The 18,676-nt window shown below is 41.6% G+C and carries 17 protein-coding genes; 4 read left to right on the top strand and 13 right to left on the bottom strand.

The genetic code is table 11. From position 1 onward, the window contains the following. Positions 1–371 precede the first annotated feature (371 nt). The 6 genes from ACED29_RS07715 to tkt all read right to left on the bottom strand — a co-directional run bounded on the left by ACED29_RS07715 (position 372) and on the right by tkt (position 8,436). Positions 372–1,112 (bottom strand): DUF481 domain-containing protein, encoded by a 741-nt coding sequence (locus ACED29_RS07715; protein WP_124018033.1) that lies wholly within the window; start codon positions 1,110–1,112, stop codon positions 372–374. A gap of 116 nt (positions 1,113–1,228) precedes the next feature. Next, a complete protein-coding gene (locus tag ACED29_RS07710; RefSeq protein WP_371697397.1) occupies positions 1,229–2,569 on the bottom strand; it encodes an MATE family efflux transporter in 1,341 nt (446 codons plus the stop codon). A 192-nt stretch (positions 2,570–2,761) separates the two neighbouring features. Further along, the gene (gene fba, locus ACED29_RS07705) at positions 2,762–3,826 is read right to left on the bottom strand and encodes a class II fructose-bisphosphate aldolase (protein ID WP_124018035.1); all 1,065 of its coding nucleotides are present in this window, start codon (positions 3,824–3,826) and stop codon (positions 2,762–2,764) included. A gap of 150 nt (positions 3,827–3,976) precedes the next feature. Next, positions 3,977–5,152, bottom strand: coding sequence for a phosphoglycerate kinase (locus ACED29_RS07700; protein WP_371697396.1), 1,176 nt, complete (start codon positions 5,150–5,152; stop codon positions 3,977–3,979). An 81-nt stretch (positions 5,153–5,233) separates the two neighbouring features. Next, positions 5,234–6,253 carry an erythrose-4-phosphate dehydrogenase gene (gene epd / locus ACED29_RS07695; protein ID WP_182696657.1) on the bottom strand — a complete coding sequence of 340 codons (1,020 nt, stop codon included), beginning with the start codon at positions 6,251–6,253 and terminating at the stop codon, positions 5,234–5,236. 188 nt (positions 6,254–6,441) lie between these two features. Then, positions 6,442–8,436: a transketolase gene (tkt, locus tag ACED29_RS07690; protein WP_371697395.1), complete on the bottom strand. Its 1,995-nt coding sequence runs from the start codon at positions 8,434–8,436 to the stop codon at positions 6,442–6,444. 539 nt (positions 8,437–8,975) lie between these two features. Between tkt and metK the strand changes: the two genes are divergently transcribed. Together metK and ACED29_RS07680 are read left to right on the top strand one after the other, a co-directional pair. After that, positions 8,976–10,127 (top strand): methionine adenosyltransferase, encoded by a 1,152-nt coding sequence (gene metK / locus ACED29_RS07685; protein ID WP_124018039.1) that lies wholly within the window; start codon positions 8,976–8,978, stop codon positions 10,125–10,127. A 157-nt stretch (positions 10,128–10,284) separates the two neighbouring features. Next, on the top strand, positions 10,285–10,950 hold the full coding sequence (locus tag ACED29_RS07680; protein ID WP_371697394.1) for a GNAT family N-acetyltransferase: 666 nt from the start codon (positions 10,285–10,287) through the stop codon (positions 10,948–10,950). 69 nt (positions 10,951–11,019) lie between these two features. Here the strand turns inward: ACED29_RS07680 and ACED29_RS07675 are convergent, their stop codons facing one another. Genes ACED29_RS07675 through ACED29_RS07665 form a run of 3 tightly spaced genes read right to left on the bottom strand, consistent with a single transcriptional unit; the run spans position 11,020 to position 12,201 of the window. Then, positions 11,020–11,376: a hypothetical protein gene (locus ACED29_RS07675; RefSeq protein ID WP_182696659.1), complete on the bottom strand. Its 357-nt coding sequence runs from the start codon at positions 11,374–11,376 to the stop codon at positions 11,020–11,022. Between the two features lie 45 nt (positions 11,377–11,421). Next, positions 11,422–11,979, bottom strand: a complete 558-nt coding sequence (locus tag ACED29_RS07670) for an N-acetyltransferase family protein (RefSeq protein ID WP_371697393.1) — start codon at positions 11,977–11,979, stop codon at positions 11,422–11,424. Positions 11,980–11,982: 3 nt separating this feature from the next. Further along, positions 11,983–12,201: a hypothetical protein gene (locus tag ACED29_RS07665; protein WP_124018043.1), complete on the bottom strand. Its 219-nt coding sequence runs from the start codon at positions 12,199–12,201 to the stop codon at positions 11,983–11,985. 122 nt (positions 12,202–12,323) lie between these two features. On the opposite strand from ACED29_RS07665, the gene ACED29_RS07660 reads away from it, so the two are divergent. Next, positions 12,324–12,749: an META domain-containing protein gene (locus ACED29_RS07660; protein WP_124018044.1), complete on the top strand. Its 426-nt coding sequence runs from the start codon at positions 12,324–12,326 to the stop codon at positions 12,747–12,749. A 166-nt stretch (positions 12,750–12,915) separates the two neighbouring features. Next, positions 12,916–13,386, top strand: coding sequence for a transcriptional regulator ArgR (gene argR, locus ACED29_RS07655; protein WP_124018045.1), 471 nt, complete (start codon positions 12,916–12,918; stop codon positions 13,384–13,386). A 60-nt stretch (positions 13,387–13,446) separates the two neighbouring features. On the opposite strand, the gene ACED29_RS07650 is transcribed toward argR, so the two are convergent. The 4 genes from ACED29_RS07650 to ACED29_RS07635 form a co-directional block, all read right to left on the bottom strand. Beyond that, on the bottom strand, positions 13,447–14,385 hold the full coding sequence (locus ACED29_RS07650) for a Dyp-type peroxidase (protein WP_124018046.1): 939 nt from the start codon (positions 14,383–14,385) through the stop codon (positions 13,447–13,449). 481 nt (positions 14,386–14,866) lie between these two features. Further along, positions 14,867–15,898, bottom strand: a complete 1,032-nt coding sequence (locus tag ACED29_RS07645; protein WP_182722315.1) for an ABC transporter ATP-binding protein — start codon at positions 15,896–15,898, stop codon at positions 14,867–14,869. A gap of 2 nt (positions 15,899–15,900) precedes the next feature. Then, on the bottom strand, positions 15,901–17,532 hold the full coding sequence (locus tag ACED29_RS07640; RefSeq protein WP_182696661.1) for an iron ABC transporter permease: 1,632 nt from the start codon (positions 17,530–17,532) through the stop codon (positions 15,901–15,903). A gap of 128 nt (positions 17,533–17,660) precedes the next feature. Next, positions 17,661–18,668, bottom strand: coding sequence for a Fe(3+) ABC transporter substrate-binding protein (locus ACED29_RS07635; protein ID WP_371697392.1), 1,008 nt, complete (start codon positions 18,666–18,668; stop codon positions 17,661–17,663). Positions 18,669–18,676 lie beyond the last annotated feature (8 nt).

The raw sequence follows: 18,676 nt of genomic DNA, 5'->3' as shown, positions 1-18,676 counted from the left end.
ACAAAAAGTATACTCTCAAACTGAGAACCTAATGGCTGCTAAGTCGACTATCCTGCGGATAATATAACTAATTCGTGAACCAGTCCGCGAATATAGCGTTTTTTTGCGCGAGGTTTAATTGCACGATAATGAATGTAGAAAGGACTAAATTACCGCATTGGAGCTATGGCAAAATTCAGATTGAGAGATGGGATCAAGAAGTCGAACCAATAACAGGTAGCCTATAAAATAGTACTAACATATTGAGACATGCAAGGTCGCATTAAGTATCAAGACTGTTGATATGACACCATTTCAAACGAGCATAAAAAAAGCTGGCAAAGCCAGCTTTTTTTAAACGTTACTCGTATTAATGTCGCTTGAACATTAACTTAGAATGCATAAAGTAATGTCATGTTTGTTTCAGTATCTGTGCTTTCTTTATCATCAAGCGGTTCACTGTTATAACGAACAATAACGGCAAACTTCATCGCTAATGCACCAATAATATTGGCAGTCAGTGATGTTTCAGAACGAGCATCTAATTTAGACCCCCAATCGGCAATAAATTTCTGCTGGAACTTAGATGAGTCGCTGATCTTAGTTTGGAAATCGATAACTGCGTGAGCAATAATACTGTCTTGGCTATCGTAACCTTCAGCAAGTGATGATTCTTCATCAAGTTGTTGGTAAATATAACCAGGACCAGCCTCTGCTTTTAAAGACATTCTGTCAGTATCGATAAAGCGATGACCATAACCGGCAGACGTGGTAGACGTTAAATCGTAACCCGTAAATGGATCCACTTCATAGTTTGTGTTAGCAAACATATAGCTCACATCATTAATCTGGTAGTTACCTTGCACCCCAAGAAAATAACGTTTTGCAGTCACTTCTTTAGTGTCTTCTTTGTACAGTCCTTCTAACACATACTGATTTTCCCAGTTACCCAATTCTTGCTTTAACGCTAAGCGCGCTTTAAACGAAGAAGTATCAGTGTTACCTGTCGTTAATGTGGCACCTACTTCAGCCTCACCAGCTAAAGTCGCATCGCCTTCAACAAACTCACTTCCAGCATGTGCTGCAAATGGCATGGTTAGTGTAATAGCTGCAGCAATTAGCAGTTTTTTCATGTCATTTCGTCCTATATTTACAATTTACAAAAATCTAATGGAGGGTGTATGTCTAAAATTTCCACGCATATTACCACTTTGATCACAAAATTGAAAAAATAGTCTTGCCTCAAGTATTAGGCCACTAGGCTCTTATTATGCCAACGACCACTTCGCCAGCGCCATAGCATGGCTAATCCCCTAACCCATTCATCCAAGGCTAAAGCAGCCCAAATGCCCAGCAAGCCAAACTCAAGATGAATACCAAGATAATAAGCACCAGGCACAGCAATACACCACATGGAAAACACTCCCATGAAAAAAGGAAACTTGGCGTCACCACTGGCTCTTAAGGCATTAATCACCACTAAGTTAAAGGTTCTACCCGGTTCCATAATGAGTGTGATCACAAATAACTGCCCCACCAGCACAATAATATCTTGCTCATCCGTAAATAAAGCAACAAGATTTGGTCCCCATATTGCGGCGAATAAAGCCACAATACTGGTCACAATCAGACCTAACTTTAATGCTCGATACATTTGCTGCTCTGCGGCTTTTAATTGCTTAGCCCCCACCATATGGCCAATAATAATTTCATTACCGATCCCGATAGATAAGCCGAACAATAAAATAAACATACAGATTTGAAAATACAACGATTGCGCAGCTAAGGCTTTATCGCCCATTAAGCCAACAAATGAGGTAACGACCATAAATTGCAACATCCACGAGACGTTTTCGCCCGCGGCAGGTAAACCAATGTGAAACACCTTTTTCAGCATGGCTTTATTAGGGCGCAAAATACTCGGCAAGTGCAATGGGATTTTTGTGTAACGCACAAACAATAGCATCATAATGCTCACACCTACGAGTCGCCCAGCCACGGTACTAATAGCCACACCAGCGACACCCATTTGTGGCAAACCAAACCAACCATAAAGTAATAGTAAGTTGCCAATAAAAGTGATGATATTCATCGATAACGTCACCCACATGGCTTGCTGAGTAAAACCATGTGCCCGCATTCCCGCCGCTAAGCACATGGCCATCGCCTCAGGAATTAAACATAAACCAACAATCTGGAGATACAACTTACCATCGGCCATAAGCTCTGCTGGTAAATTCATTAAATTCAACATCATGGTTGAACCGGATAAAATACCTATCGCAGCGACCAACCCAACTAAAAAATTAAAGCCAATGGATGAATACACTACGGCACTTGCAGCAGCTTTATTTTGCGAACCTAAATACTGGGTAATGACCACACTGGCACCGATACTGACGAAACTAAATAACGTAATTGCCAGTTCAAATACCATGTTACCAACAGACAACGCCGCCACACCTTGATAAGACACATGGCTTATCATAAAGGTGTTAATTGCGGCAGTTAAAAAGTGTAAAGCAAAATCAACAAATAATGGCCAAGTCAATGAAAATAGCGATAACGGGGCATTAGGCTTAACAAGCATAGAATTAATTCAACTATAAAGTGGGCTAACAGATTTGGACTGTATGGGTAAATGATGACGTTTTAGCGTCAATTTTTAAGTCGAGGATAATGCTGGATAACGTTTAAAAAAACAACACTTTTCGTTATTTAGTTACAAAAAAATCAGCCCATTCAAAAAATGAGCTGATTTATTATGCTAGCGTTAATAGGTTTACATGATTTTAGGATCAAGTTCGCCAGATTGATAAGCTTTATACATTGCTTGCAGTGACTTAGGCTTAATTTTAGAGCCCATACCTGCACAACCAAATGCTTCATAACGAGTAGTACAAATGTCAGCCATCGCTTCCATTGATGCTTTCAAGAATTTACGTGGATCAAATTCTGCTGGATGTTCAGCCAAGAATTTACGCACAGCACCCGTTGATGCTAAACGTAAATCGGTATCAATGTTCACTTTACGCACACCGTGCTTAATGCCTTCAACGATTTCTTCCAGCGGTACGCCGTACGTTTCTGGAATTTCACCACCGTATTGGTTAATGATTTTCAGCCATTCTTGCGGTACTGAAGATGAACCGTGCATAACTAAATGCGTGTTAGGGATACGCGCATGAATTTCTTTAATACGGTCGATACGTAACACATCGCCAGTAGGTTTACGGCTAAACTTGTACGCACCATGGCTAGTACCAATGGCAATGGCTAATGCATCAACATGAGTATCGGCAACAAAACGCGCAGCTTCTTCTGGCGTTGTTAACATTTGGTCCATGCTAAGAATGCCCGAAGCCCCGACACCGTCTTCTTCGCCCGCTTGGCCAGTTTCTAAACTGCCTAAACAGCCAATTTCACCTTCAACAGACACACCACAAGCATGGGCAAATGCCACAGTACGGCGAGTGACATCAACGTTGTAATCGTATGACGCAGGTGTTTTACCATCAGCCATTAGCGAGCCATCCATCATGACTGATGACATGCCTAACTGAATTGAACGCTGACAAATGTCAGGATCAGTACCGTGATCTTGATGAATACACACAGGGATATCAGGATACTGCTCAAGTGCCGCTGCCATTAAATATTTTAAAAATTGTGGGCGAGCATATTTACGTGCACCAGCAGAAGCCTGAACAATCACAGGGCTGTCAGTCGCTTCAGCCGCTTGCATAATTGCACGCATTTGCTCAAGGTTATTCACGTTAAAAGCAGGGACGCCATAACCATGCTCTGCAGCGTGGTCAAGCAGTTGTCGTAGAGAGATAAGAGCCATTTTTTTGTTCTCCAATAATAGGGTGATTACTCACCTAGGTCACTATCGTTTGGACGGATTTTTTACTCTACCGCAGCTAAACAGCCACTGTGGTAGAGCAGTTTTTTTATAGTTATTATTTGGTTTTACGGCATCAATACTTGGTGTGGACTAAGCGCCACGCTTTTCAAGCATTGCTACTGCGGGAAGTTCTTTGCCTTCTAAAAACTCAAGGAAAGCACCACCGCCGGTTGAAATATAAGATACTTTGTCGGCAATATTGTATTTATCCACTGCCGCTAGAGTGTCACCACCGCCGGCAATAGAAAATGCTTTTGAATTAGCAATGGCCTCAGCAATACGCTTAGTACCTTCACCAAATTGATCGAATTCAAACACGCCCACAGGACCATTCCAGACTATGGTACCAGCTTGTTCAATTATCTTAGCCAGGGCTTCAGCACTGTCTGGACCAATATCGAAAATCATATCGCTGTCAGTAACATCATTGACAGATTTCAGTGTCGCGGCCGCTGTCGGGCTAAATTCACTGGCAACAACCACATCGGTTGGTACAGGAATATCACCACCACGGCTTCGAGCGTTAGCCACAAGACGTTTAGCTTCTTCAACTAAATCAGCCTCATACAGTGACTTACCCACTTTATAACCTGCTGCAGCAATAAAAGTATTGGCGATACCGCCGCCGACGACTAACTGGTCAACTTTGGTCGATAAGCTTTCAAGGACAGTTAATTTGGTCGATACTTTAGAGCCACCCACTATCGCCACCATTGGACGGGCAGGATTATCCAGTGCTTTGCCTAATGCATCTAATTCTTGGGCCAATAACGGACCGGCACAAGCAACAGGAGCATATACACCAACACCATGAGTAGAAGCCTGGGCACGGTGAGCGGTACCGAATGCATCCATGACATACACGTCGCATAATGCCGCCATTTTCTTCGCTAATGTGTCATCGTTTTTGCCTTCGCCCACATTGAAGCGAACGTTTTCAAATACCACAACTTCACCAACATTAACGTCAACGCCATCAAGGTAGTCACTGACCAGACGCACTGGGCAATCAAGTGCTTTAACTAGATAGTCCACTACCGGTTGCATTGAATACTCAGAATTAAACTCGCCTTCTGTTGGGCGACCTAAATGCGACATTACCATTACGGCAGCGCCTTTCTTTAATGCGAGTTGAATCGTTGGTAATGACGCACGTAAACGCGCATCACTGGTCACCACACCGTCACTGACAGGCACGTTTAAATCTTCGCGAATAAGCACGCGCTTATTTTGTAGATCTAAATCTGTCATGTTTATAATTGCCATAATTAGCCTTTCCTTTTTAAGTTAAAACAAAATTTTTACTGTGTAATCGGTTAACACCCATTACTCAAAATGTGATTAAGGTTATTGGTCCAGTTTTGCTTGGATCATCGCTAAACTGGTATCTAACATGCGGTTAGCAAAACCCCATTCGTTGTCGCACCATAATAATAATTTGACCAAGTGGCCTGCGCTGACACGAGTTTGAGTACCATCAACAATACTTGAACGGGGATCATGGTTAAAGTCGCACGATACCAACGGCTCGTCAGTATAGCCTAAAATACCATTAAAACTGCCGTTTGAGGCACGTTGTAACACACTGTTAATCTGTTCAATATTAACTTTTTTCTCAAGCGTGACAGATAAGTCGATCGCGGTCACATTTATGGTTGGCACTCGCACGGAAATGGCTTCAAACTTATCTTTCATGTGCGGCAGAATACGTTCAATACCGCGAGCTAATTTAGTGTCAACCGGAATAATAGACTGACCTGCGGCGCGCGTTCTGCGCAGATCATCATGGTAAGCATCAATAACCTGCTGATCATTCATCGCCGAGTGAATTGTAGTAATAGCACCACTTTTGACTTCAAAATGCTTATCGAGAACATCGATGACTGGAACAATACAATTAGTGGTGCAAGAAGCGTTAGAAATAACACTATGCTCTGGGCGTAATAAATCATGATTAACGCCATACACAATAGTGGCATCAACATCTGCAGAGGAAGGATGGCTAATAAGAACTTGTTTAGCGCCAGCGTGAATGTGTGCCTCGCAAGCTTGACGGTCGATTAAACTGCCTGTGGCCTCATAGACGATATCAATATCAAGTTCAGCCCAAGGTAGTAACTTAGCATCTGCTTGATTGAGCAACAAAATACTGTCGTCACCAATCAGTAACTGATCATCCTTTAGCTTAACGGTATGCTTAAAACGACCATGGGTGGTGTCATACTGGGTTAAATGACAAATGGCTTCTGGCTTTGCCAACTCATTGATTGCCACAATTTGGATCTGTTGACGTTTTCCTGACTCATACAAGGCACGAAGTATTGAGCGGCCAATCCGGCCATAACCATTAATTGCAACTCGAATCATTTAGGGTCCAGAGTAATTAACCTAGGCACTTATTATTTAATCAACCATGATAACATACTGAAATATAAGTGATTTAGCATATATTATTTTACGTGAATAAAAGACATAAAAAAACGGCCTGCAATCATATTGCAAGCCGTTATTATACAGATTATACACTTAATAGATAAGTGTTTAATCTCAGATGATTATCCTAAAGATTGGACAGTTTTTACTACATTATCAACAGTGAAGCCGAAATGCTTAAGTAAATCACCACCAGGAGCAGACTCACCGAAGGTCGTCATGCCAACAACACCGCCCTCAAAACCAATGTATTTGTACCAGAAATCAGTATGCGCAGCTTCAATAGCAACACGCTTAGTGACACCTTTTGGTAATACAGATTCTTTGTAAGCAGCATCTTGCTTATCAAACTCAGTCGTAGAAGGCATAGAAACCACGCGCACTTTCTGGCCGAGTTTGCTTAACTCAGCGGCTGAATCCATGGCTAATTGCACTTCGCTACCGGTTGCAATTAAGATCACATCAGCAGTGCCTTGACAATCAGACAGTACATAACCGCCTTTAGCAACGTTAGCTAATTGCTCCGCAGTACGCGCTTGAGCCTTAAGACCCTGACGACTGAAAACTAATGATGTTGGTGCATTACGGCGCTCAATTGCCGCCTTCCATGAAACAGCCGTTTCTGCTGCATCACATGGACGCCATACTGCCATATTTGGCGTTAAACGTAAGTTAGCTAATTGCTCAATAGGCTGATGCGTTGGACCATCTTCGCCTTGACCAATAGAGTCATGGGTATAAACGAAAATGTTTTGAATACCCATTAATGCTGACATACGTACTGCGTTACGCGCGTATTCCATAAACATCATGAAGGTAGCGCCATAGTTAATAAAACCACCATGCAACGAAGCACCGTTCATAATACCGCTCATACCGAATTCACGTACACCGTAATAGATGTAGTTACCGGCAGGATCGTCTTGAATACCTTTTGAGCCAGACCACAGCGTTAAGTTAGAACCAGCTAAGTCTGCGCTACCGCCAAGTAATTCTGGCAACATAGCACCAAAGAAACCAATCGCATTTTGAGACGCTTTACGGCTCGCAATACCTTCGGCTTTATCTTGGCTTTCTTGGATAAAGGCTTGTGCTTTTGCTTCAAAATCAGCAGGTAAATCACCCTTTAAAACACGGCGATCATATTCTGCAGCAAGTTCTGGGAACGCAGCTTGATATGCAGCAAACTTGTCATTCCATAATGACTCATTCGCCTCACCTTTATGTTTCGCATCCCAACCAGCATAAACATCAGATGGGATTTCAAAAGGAGCGTGTGGCCAGTTTAAGAACTCACGAGCGGCTGCAATTTCAGCATCACCTAATGGTGCACCATGACAATCATGGCTGCCCGATTTGTTCGGAGAACCAAAACCAATAATGGTTTTACAGCAAATCATCGATGGCTTATCGGTGACAGATTTAGCTTGTTCAATTGCTGCACGGATGGCATCAGGATTATGACCATCAACATCAGCAATAACATGCCAGCCATAAGCTTCAAAGCGCTTAGGCGTATCATCAGTGAACCAACCTTCAACATGACCATCGATAGAAATACCGTTGTCATCCCAAAATGCCACTAACTTACCTAGGCCTAATGTGCCGGCTAATGAACTGGCTTCGTGAGAAATACCTTCCATTAAACAGCCATCACCTAAGAAACAGTAGGTAAAATGATCAACAATATCGTGACCTGGACGGTTAAACTGAGCCGCTAAGGTTTTTTCGGCAATCGCCATACCAACAGCATTGCTCAAACCTGCGCCTAAAGGACCGGTGGTGGTTTCAACACCTGGAGTATAACCATACTCAGGATGACCAGGTGTTTTTGAATGTAATTTACGGAATTGCTTTAACTCTTCAATCGGCAACTCATAGCCTGATAAATGCAATAAAGAGTAGATAAGCATAGAGCCATGACCGTTTGACAGAACAAAACGATCGCGATCGACCCAGTTAGGATTAGTTGGATTGTGCTTTAGAAAATCATTCCATAGCACTTCGGCGATATCAGCCATACCCATTGGGGCACCTGGATGACCAGAATTGGCTTTTTGAACCGCATCCATACTTAAGGCGCGAATAGCGTTAGCGAGTACTTTACGAGATGACATGCTCTCTCCTGCTTGTTTGTAAGGTCTAGCGGGCAATTGTGAAGCCATATTTTCCCCTACAAGGCGATGTGACGCAAATTAAAATTTCTCTCATTACATTTTTAGTCAGTAATAAGCTCACTTTTACCTATTAAGGTCGTCTTACCGCTGATGTTTATTGGGTAGATAACATGCAAAAGCCCCGTAATGAACAGTTACACACTGAGTAATTATTTATTGACAGTCAGCTTAGAAAACAGCGCTGTGTAAATAAAACCTCAACTTGTCTCAACACACAACACCTCATAATCATCCTCAATATTGTTCAATTAATGGCACCAAAGTGTTTAAAGCAGACCAACAAAAATGATTAAAACTTAATTTAATCATAAGTTTAATTAACCCATTAGCTAAACACACTCATAGAGAGTAAAAAATATTCATGCACTACTGCACAATTATCTGCTTAAATTCGTATTAAGGGGTGTTATCAAATTAGATTTCGACTAAAATAGACGTCTAGACGTATATTCAAATGCAACCAACGAGATTTTCCTATTATGGCAAAGCACTTGTTTACCTCTGAGTCGGTCTCAGAAGGTCATCCAGATAAAATCGCCGATCAGATTTCTGATGCGGTATTAGACGCAATACTTGAGCAAGATCCAAAGGCTCGTGTTGCGTGCGAAACGTATGTTAAAACCGGTATGGTATTAGTGGGCGGTGAAGTCACCACTTCTGCTTGGGTAGACATTGAAGAAATTACCCGTAAAACCGTCCGCGAAATCGGTTACACCAATTCAGATATGGGTTTTGATGCTGATTCATGTGCGGTACTTAATGCCATTGGCAAACAGTCACCAGACATCAATCAAGGCGTTGACCGCTCAGATCCTGCTGAACAAGGCGCTGGCGATCAGGGCTTAATGTTTGGCTATGCCAGCAATGAAACCGACGTATTAATGCCTGCACCTATCACTTACGCTCATAAGCTAGTTAAGCGTCAGTCAGAAGTGCGTAAAGACGGCACTTTACCTTGGTTGCGTCCAGATGCAAAAAGCCAAGTAACCTTTGCATATGACGATGGCAAAATCATCGGTATCGATGCGATTGTATTGTCAACTCAACATCGTGAAGACGTAACACAAGCAGATTTGATTGAAGCCGTAATGGAAACCATCATCAAGCCTGTATTACCTGCACAATGGTTAAACAAAGACACTAAATACTTTATCAACCCTACTGGTCGCTTTGTTATTGGTGGACCTGTTGGTGATTGTGGTTTAACAGGACGTAAGATTATCGTTGATACTTACGGCGGAATGGCGCGCCATGGTGGCGGTGCATTCTCAGGTAAAGACCCATCGAAAGTAGACCGTAGCGCAGCTTATGCTGCACGTTATGTGGCTAAGAATATTGTTGCTGCAGGTCTTGCTGATCGCTGTGAGCTACAAGTGTCTTATGCTATTGGTGTTGCAGAGCCAACATCTATCAGTATCGAAACATTCGGTACTGGCAAAGTGTCTGAAGAAGTATTGATCAAATTGATCCGTCAGCACTTTGAGCTGCGTCCTTATGGTTTAACCGCAATGCTAGATTTGGCGCGTCCTATCTATCAACAAACTGCAGCTTATGGCCATTTTGGTCGCGATATATTCCCTTGGGAAGCGACAGATAAAGCTGAGATTCTCCGTGCTGATGCCGGACTATAATAAGCTAGGTATCGATATAGCCTTAACGCTTGTTGGCTAAGCTAAAACGATATCAAACATAAAACCGCCATTTGGCGGTTTTATGTTATTAGCGCTATCCAATTTGCACTAGCAGATGTAATAAGGTAATGATTTAATCTCGACACTGGGTCTCATTATGTATCAAGCCACTTGGCTAGAAAAAAATATAATAGCAAAGCAAGCTGTTGCACCGCCATCCATGGGGGCGGCACCCATTGAAGGTGATTCGATTGCGAATAAGTCGATTGCGAGTCATCCTACCGCTTTAGAAGGCAACGCGATTGAACTTGCTGAAAGCAAACTCTCAGCGATAAAGCTCTGTGCAATAAAAGAATGGTCAGCCATTAAATTATTCTATCGTCAGCATATGCCTTATGCGCGATTAGCTCAAAAAGAAGCCATAGCAGTTATTAATCACCTAAACTCAAGCGCTACTGATAATCAAGACAGGAGTGATGACGTTAATAGAGCGACATTCAGACCGCGAAATATTATTGCCGCTATAAGAGTCAAACCGATAGGCCACTATCAACTGGTAAATGGGTTGTTAGTTCACCCCGACTATCGTGGCCAACACCATGCAAGCCACTTATTACAGTTTATTGCACCTAGATTAAAGACTAAACATTGCTTCTTATTTGCTCACCCATGGTTAATAGGCTTATATCAACAGCAGCACTTTGTGGCGATAGAACCGCGGCAAATATCGCAGTTACCAGCAGAAATAACCCAATTATACTATCGTTACCACTCTGAAGAACGACCACTGGTACTGATGCAGTTAAATAACCCTGAGCAATAATGCACATCAATGATTTAGCTAAATCATCCTAATGCGTAAACATAAATGAAGATAGTACAATAAAATAGGTTAACAATGATCGAAATGCGCACTTTCAATGCACATAAATGACACTTGCTGCATACTCATTATTGGCACATCTTTGACACTAATTGATGCCATATTGATCTGCTCAATTTGAGTAAATAAGGCTATCGCAGCATGATAGTCATTGGTTACCCCACAAAATACCCATCTATCATGCCAGCGCACAAAATATCCTGATTGCTGCACTTGTAGATTATCCTTACAGTGCACACTTGCTTCAATACAATCATATGATTCATTTGCCTCAGCCAATACCGCGGCAATCAGCTTCATGTTGTCAAATGCTGATAATCTTAAACCAAGGTAAGGTGAAAAAAGGGTTTCAAAGTCAGTACTCATTATATTCCTAATTAATAACCACTTTATTCACGCACCAAGACATAGTTAGCTGATGACATTGGCTGTAGAGGTGGCCAATAAACAATAATCACGTTGTTCAAAACGAAATTGTTCAATCTGTGTCATCGCAGCTTTTTGTTGATGTGCCGCTAAAGAGCGAGCATTGTCTGCAGCAACATAGGTCACCATAAATGGAAAGCTAGTGTTTACTTGTTTTTTTAACTCACTCACTAACGCCGCAAACACGCCTTGGCCACGTTTTGACTCTTGGATCCAAACCGGCCCATATTGACACGAATTGGTCGTCGATAAAGCTTGCCCAGCCAACTCGGCGAACTTAATCTTTTGAATAATATGGCGATACAATGGTTGCGCAGAAAAAAATGACCATCTCGCTGCCATCACATAACCAATAATTTGCCCTTGCTCTTCTGCCACCATAAACCAATGTTGATTAATTAGCTGACCCACCTCACTTTTAGTAAATGAATGAGCATGTAATTGGTTATCTGAACCAGACAACTCATCATCTACATGAGCACGCTCTAACTGCACAATAGCAGTAACATCGGTGAATAACGCCTTACGGATAATAAATGACAATGATTATTCCTTTGGATCTGAATGGGGAGGTTGCTTCTTAGCCCATTCTATCACTAGCGCAACAGGCAGCGGAGACATAATTAATGTTCCTACGCCAATGAGCAATGCAATCACCAACATACCACTGACTTGCTGACCTATATCGCTTTGCCAATATAAGCCTACGCCCACCAGCAACATAATTAAGCCGATGATATGCAACACTTTGACTAATTTAATCATTTGATTCTCTTTAGTTCGTTAAATAATGTTCATTAATCCAAAAACTGACAATTATTTACTCTTTTATTAATGCTCAAGTAGTAGAATAGCGCCAATTTTTTCGTATTTGGAACCCTCTCAGCATGATAAAGCATATTCTCGGCGCCGCAGTTATAGTTATAGGCCTTAGTGCTTGCCAAAGTCCATCGGCCACTGTCTCAAATGAACAATTAATTGGTACTTGGCATGTCGACACCGTCCTCGACACTCCAACCATTAATAATAGTCCTGCAACGTTAGTTTTTGCCGCAGATGGCGAGTTAACAGGTAACAACAGTTGTAATCAATTTTTTGGCAGTTATGCCCAGCAAGGTAACTTTTTACAGCTGGCACCAGCAGGCACTACCATGAAAGCCTGCGTTGACAGCTTTATGAGCCAAGAAGCTGAGTTGATGCAAGCTATCTCATTAGTACAACAAGTTGATTTCTCAAAAGGAAAACTTAATCTATTGTCAGAAAAGGGTGATACCCTATTGGTACTGACAAGACAATCATCGCCATTATCTTAATCATTTATTGCTTAAATGAGTCACAGAACTAACACAAGTGTCAGCTTAAAGTTCCACGACAAAATGAATTTTTATTCAATAAATTTGATTTTTTCTTGACTTAATAAGTCAATCTATTCAAAATGTGCTAGATTTTTGAATAACAAATATAAGATGAAATATCATTATGCCAGCGACAAGAAATCAGGATGAGCTCGTACGAACTTTTAAATCGATTCTCAAAGAAGAACGTTTTGGAAGCCAGAGCGAGATTGTTAATGCGCTTCAAACCGAAGGATTCGGTAATATTAATCAATCTAAAGTATCGCGTATGCTCAGCAAATTTGGTGCTGTTCGTACTCGTAACGCCAAGCAAGAAATGGTCTATTGCCTGCCTGCAGAGCTAGGCGTTCCAACTGCGGGTAGCCCAGTTAAGAATTTAGTGCTAGATGTTGATCATAACCAAGCCATGATAGTGGTAAGAACCAGTCCAGGTGCAGCACAATTAATTGCTCGTTTGCTGGATTCAATAGGTAAACCTGAAGGGATATTAGGTACCATTGCTGGCGATGATACGATTTTCATTTGCCCTGCAAGTATAAAAACTATTGATGATACCTTAGAGACCGTTAGATCTTTATTCAATTATAGTGAATAAAATATCACTATAAAAAAAGCAATGCCATGGCATTGCTTTTTTTTTGCTTAACGCGGGTGGTTACGCATCATCGAATTGAGTTAAAAAATCTAATGATGGCACAAAGAATGATGATCCGGTCAACGCTTTGGTAAACAACATTAAATGATCATGATTTCCATGGCCATCACCGTGCACCATACTGCGAAGCATTTGTTCAAAATGTTCTGGAGTGCGGCACACAGAAATAAAAATCAGCCCTTGCTCTCGAATCGAACCATAAGGCATGCTTTGACGCAGGATTTCTAATGAATTACCTTGCGCATCTTTTAAATTAACTCGCTTGGTATGGCTGGTTAGTGGCTTATCTTCTGACTCATATTCAATATCATCAACTTTAGTTCGACCAAAAATATCTTCTTGTTTTTTCAGTGGTAAACGATGCCATTTACTTAAGTTATGCATGTATTTTTGTACATGAACATAACTACCAGAGGCAAACGCTTTATCTTCATTACCAACCAATGCAACCTCTTGACGATGGCGCCCCTTAGGGTTTTCGGTACCATCAACAAAACCGGTTAAATCACGGCTGTCCATAAAACGGAAACCACGCTCTTCATCAACTAGCTCAACCAAATCTTCAAACATTTGATTAATCTCATTTGCGACAAGATGTAAAATATCGTAACGGTCACAACGAATATGAATAAACAGATCATATTCCATTGCAGGTGCATCACGAATACCTTCATTCATAGCAGGAAAAGGTTTTAATAATGCTGGGCGCGCATCAGGATAAAAGGTATCCCAAAAATTAGCACCAATACCGACAAAGCCATTAAAAGCACTGTCTGCATATTGATCTGTGAGCTCATAGATGTATTGCGCCACATTAGCAATAGATGGACGTAACTGATCTTCAACACCATCATTGGCATTAAACATCAGGTACACACTGTGTAAATTACCTTCTGCGCAAATCCCTAACTGTTCACGAGGCATAGCTTGGTTATCCATATTAACTTGATCCACCTTAATACTAAATGTCGGCCTAAATGATGATAATTTAACGCATTGAACTCATTAGAGAGCGATTCACATATCGTCTTAGTTTAGCTAATGATTAACTAACAATGAGCTTATCTTAATCAAATATAAATTACTTGAAGTGTACTCACATTTAGCTGATTTGTATCACCTATTGCACTCATATTCTCTCAAGTAAAAGATTGAACAGCTGTTTTAATAGATGGCTCACTCAACTCAAGTTATAGGATATTCTTCGTTAGCCGAAATCATAATATTGAGCTTATTGACTCTCAAACTTGTCATTTATTTGATTAACAGACCCACACTTTTATGACTGCATGCTGCAAGTAATGGTCTATTTTAAATTAAAGCAGCACAGTGGGCTAGACAGTAAACGGTTTTATAACAGGTTATGATTCAAGTCTGATGTTAACAATTATGCTCCATATTAAGATGACCATAGCAATCGTTAATTAAAAATGACTAGCGGATGTGGCGCAATGTGAATATCAACTCGTTGGCCAGGTATTAGTGTCGTTGATTGACTACTTACATCCAAGATATCAGCGCCAACTTTCACTTGATAATGGCATACAGTACCCAAAAAATGCCTTTCAACAATACAGCCACGACCATTGGTATTAGGATGAACTTCAATTTGCTGCGGTCGTAATAATACTTGCCCTTGGCTTCCAATCGGCCAAGGTAATTTTTCAGTACTATTAAGATTTCCAAGAGCATAATCAACTTGATAACTCGTGGTTACAGTAACAGGTAAATAATTACCCGCGCCGAGGAAATCAGCCACGTAGCGCTCTTTTGGCGAACGGTATAAGGTTTCCGCTTTACCATGTTGAATAATGGCGCCATCTTTAAATAATGCCAGCTTATCTGCAAAGACAAATGCCTCATCTTTACTGTGTGTCACAAACACCGCACTCACATTTCGCTTTTTTAATATGGCACGAATTTCCAGCATCATCTCGTTACGTACTTGCGCATCAATATTGGAAAAAGGTTCATCAAGTAATAATAATTCAGGTTGATATGCTAAGGCTCGCGCAATTGAAACTCGCTGCTGCTGTCCGCCAGATAATTCATGAGGATAACGAGATGACAAGCCAGTTAATTTAACCAGCTCAAGCATCTCATCCAACCGAGTAAGGCGCTCCTTTGCATTAAGATTTTTAACGCCAAATAAAATATTATCCGCCACGGTTAAATGTGGAAATAAAGCATAGTCCTGAAAAATCATCCCGACACCACGTTGCTCACTGGCAACAAACACGTCATCACTGCTCATTACCTGGCCACTAATACTGATACTGCCTTGGCTAATGGTTTGCAAACCTGCAATCACGCGCAGCAGTGTGGTTTTGCCACAACCACTGGGGCCTAATAATGCGACAATTTCGCCTTGCTGCAAGGTAAGATCTAAATGACGCAAAATCACTTGACCTTGATAATCACTACAGATATTTTCAATGGTTAAGGTTGACATAATTAGCCTTGTTGCTCCAAGGAGCGATTAAGATAAATCAATGGAACAAGCCCGACTAACACAATAACAATCGCGGCTAATGCACCGTGTTCAAGCTTTTCATCTGAGACAAACTGAAACACATAAGTGGCTAAGTTTTCAAATCCGATGGGGCGTAATAATAATGCTGCGGGCAACTCTTTCATACTTTCAATAAACACCAACAATGCCCCGGCAAAAATCCCTTTACGCAATAACGGTAAATGAACCCGCCAAAGCAGTTGCAATGGGGTTTGCCCCAAGGTAATACATGCCATGTCCAAAGAAGGCGAAATGCGCTTATAACTGTTCTCTAAGCTACCGATAGATATGGCAATAAAACGTACACAAAAAGCAAAAATCAGAGCGAACACGCTGCCGGTCAATAACAATCCCGGTCCACGTTCACCCAGCCAATCGTAAACATCGTTAATCGCAAAATCAATAAATGTCAGTGGAACCAAAACACCAATTGCTAGGACTGTGCCCGGCAATGCATAACCAGTAGAACTGAGTCTAGAAGGAAGATAATCACTTTTACGCGGACTGACTCGACGGACAAACATCAATATCAGTGATAACAGCATACACACGGCACTCACGATAGCGGCAATGTATAAGCTGTTAAGGCTATATTGCCAAAAACGTGTATCCCAACTCTCGTTAAAATAATCAATGGCATAAACACATAACACGGTAAAAGGCAGCAAGAAGGCAAGAAATAACAATAAAGTGCAGTAGCCTAGCGCAATCCATGCCTTAGTTGATGACAACACATATCGATCGGCTTCATTGAAGGATGATTGTTTTTGAAATAATTGTTGTTTGCGACGGGCAAATCGTTCAACACCTATCATAGAGAACACCACCAGCAACATAATTGCCGATAATTTAGCGGCAGCCGTTAAACTGCCATAGCCAAGCCATGTGTCGTAAACGGCTGTGGTTAGAGTAGGAACGGCAAAATAGCTTACAGTGGCAAAGTCTGCTGCGGTTTCCATAGCCACTAGGGCAACGCCAACAGCTAAAGCAGGCCTTGCCATGGGTAATGCCAGTCGCCAAAAACTGCGCCACGGACTGCACCCCATTACCCGAGATGCATACAATAAACTTGATGATTGCTCCATAAAAGCGGTGCGGGCTAATAAGTAAATATAAGGGAATAGTACTAACGACAGTATTATTGCCGCTCCGCCGAGGCTGCGTATCGCGGGGAAATAATAATCATGGGGTGATTGCCATTCAAACCAATCCCTTAGTGTACGTTGCACTGGGCCGGCATAATCGAGCATATCAGTATAAACATAAGCAACAATATATGCTGGCATGGCTAATGGAAGCAGTAATAGCCACTGAAAGTATCGTCGAAAAGGAAAGTCACAGCGGGCAATTACCCACGCAGCAGGAATAGCTAATAGCAGCGAGCCGAGTCCAACCAACAACATCAGTAATAAGCTATTGGCTATGTATGTCGGCAACACTGTATTAAATAAATGGCTAAATACAGCTTCGTCAGGAAGAGTGGATTGCACTATTAAGGCAATCAGCGGCAATATTAATATTACCGCGATAAAATAACCAGTAAGCGACCAGCCTCTGGTTAGGCCTAAAATCATAAATAATACCGAGTTAACTCAGCGCACCCAACTCATTTTATCAATACTATTAATCGTAGTAATAGTGCGCTAAAAATGGTTACGTGCGCTTGGCTTGGAGGTTGATCGTCTATTGAGGATCGCCATAATTACAGATCGAATTTCACTTCGTCGAGTAATTTAACTGCCTCTTGGTGGTATTCTGCCAACTTATAAATCGGTAAGCTGTCGGCCTTAAAATCACCCCATGAGGCCACTAATTCAGACGGAGCCACATCAGCCTTTACCGGATATTCCATATTCACTTCAGCATACATTTTTTGCGCGACATCTGAGGTAAGGAATTCCATTAATTTAATGGCATTGTCTTTATGAGGAGCATGTTTGGCTAATGCCATTCCTGATACGTTGACATGAGCACCACGGTTCTTTTGATTAGGGAAATTAATATCGACAGCTTGTGCCCAGCTTTTCTGGTTTTTATCCATTAACATATTGCCGTAGTAATAGCTGTTACCGATAGCGATATCACACAAGCCTTCTTTAACGGCTAGTACTTGATCACGATCATTACCCTGAGGCTTACGGGCTAAATTAGCTTTGACCCCTTGTAGCCAGGTTTTCGTTTTCGCTTCACCATCATGAGCGATCATTGAGGCTACTAATGCGACGTTATAAGGGTGTTTACCACTGCGAGTACAAATTTTACCTTTGTATTCAGCTAAGGCTAAGTCCTCGTAATCAATATCAATTTTACCAGTACGATCTTTAGAAGAATATAAATTACGCACCCGCATAGTGAGTGCAAACCAATTATGTTGTTGTGAGCGATATTGAGACGGAATATTATGGTCGATAATGTTGCTTTGGACCGGTGAAACAAGATCTTTATCCACCAACTCCATCAAGCGAGAAAAGTCTGATGTCAGCACTACGTCAGCAGGGGATAAACGACCTTCACGCGCTATCCGTTCAGCAATGCCATCTTTAGCAAATACGACATTAACGTCGATACCACTTTGTTGGGTAAATTTTTCAACAATGGGCTCAATCAGGAAAGCTTGGCGATAAGAATAAACCGTTAATGCCTCTGCGGCACTGACCGAAGAAGCCACACAAGCCAAACCTAATAATGCGACACTTTTTAGCAATTTCATTAATCAAC

Origin of the sequence: Shewanella sp. 5S214 (assembly GCF_041439795.1) — a bacterium.
Classification (GTDB): domain Bacteria; phylum Pseudomonadota; class Gammaproteobacteria; order Enterobacterales; family Shewanellaceae; genus Shewanella; species Shewanella vesiculosa.
The sequence above is the reverse complement of the archived record's forward strand: the minus strand, read 5'-3'. Positions and strand labels throughout refer to the sequence as shown.

Bases quoted from the DNA above. Each gene is read 5' to 3' on its own strand.
- ACED29_RS07715 (WP_124018033.1), bottom strand. From the start codon at position 1,112: ATGAAAAAACTGCTAATTGCTGCAGCTATTACACTAACCATGCCATTT.
- ACED29_RS07710 (WP_371697397.1), bottom strand. From the start codon at position 2,569: ATGCTTGTTAAGCCTAATGCCCCGTTATCGCTATTTTCATTGACTTGG.
- fba (WP_124018035.1), bottom strand. From the start codon at position 3,826: ATGGCTCTTATCTCTCTACGACAACTGCTTGACCACGCTGCAGAGCAT.
- ACED29_RS07700 (WP_371697396.1), bottom strand. From the start codon at position 5,152: ATGGCAATTATAAACATGACAGATTTAGATCTACAAAATAAGCGCGTG.
- epd (WP_182696657.1), bottom strand. From the start codon at position 6,253: ATGATTCGAGTTGCAATTAATGGTTATGGCCGGATTGGCCGCTCAATA.
- tkt (WP_371697395.1), bottom strand. From the start codon at position 8,436: ATGTCATCTCGTAAAGTACTCGCTAACGCTATTCGCGCCTTAAGTATG.
- metK (WP_124018039.1), top strand. From the start codon at position 8,976: ATGGCAAAGCACTTGTTTACCTCTGAGTCGGTCTCAGAAGGTCATCCA.
- ACED29_RS07680 (WP_371697394.1), top strand. From the start codon at position 10,285: ATGTATCAAGCCACTTGGCTAGAAAAAAATATAATAGCAAAGCAAGCT.
- ACED29_RS07675 (WP_182696659.1), bottom strand. From the start codon at position 11,376: ATGAGTACTGACTTTGAAACCCTTTTTTCACCTTACCTTGGTTTAAGA.
- ACED29_RS07665 (WP_124018043.1), bottom strand. From the start codon at position 12,201: ATGATTAAATTAGTCAAAGTGTTGCATATCATCGGCTTAATTATGTTG.
- ACED29_RS07660 (WP_124018044.1), top strand. From the start codon at position 12,324: ATGATAAAGCATATTCTCGGCGCCGCAGTTATAGTTATAGGCCTTAGT.
- argR (WP_124018045.1), top strand. From the start codon at position 12,916: ATGCCAGCGACAAGAAATCAGGATGAGCTCGTACGAACTTTTAAATCG.
- ACED29_RS07650 (WP_124018046.1), bottom strand. From the start codon at position 14,385: ATGGATAACCAAGCTATGCCTCGTGAACAGTTAGGGATTTGCGCAGAA.
- ACED29_RS07645 (WP_182722315.1), bottom strand. From the start codon at position 15,898: ATGTCAACCTTAACCATTGAAAATATCTGTAGTGATTATCAAGGTCAA.
- ACED29_RS07640 (WP_182696661.1), bottom strand. From the start codon at position 17,532: ATGATTTTAGGCCTAACCAGAGGCTGGTCGCTTACTGGTTATTTTATC.
- ACED29_RS07635 (WP_371697392.1), bottom strand. From the start codon at position 18,668: ATGAAATTGCTAAAAAGTGTCGCATTATTAGGTTTGGCTTGTGTGGCT.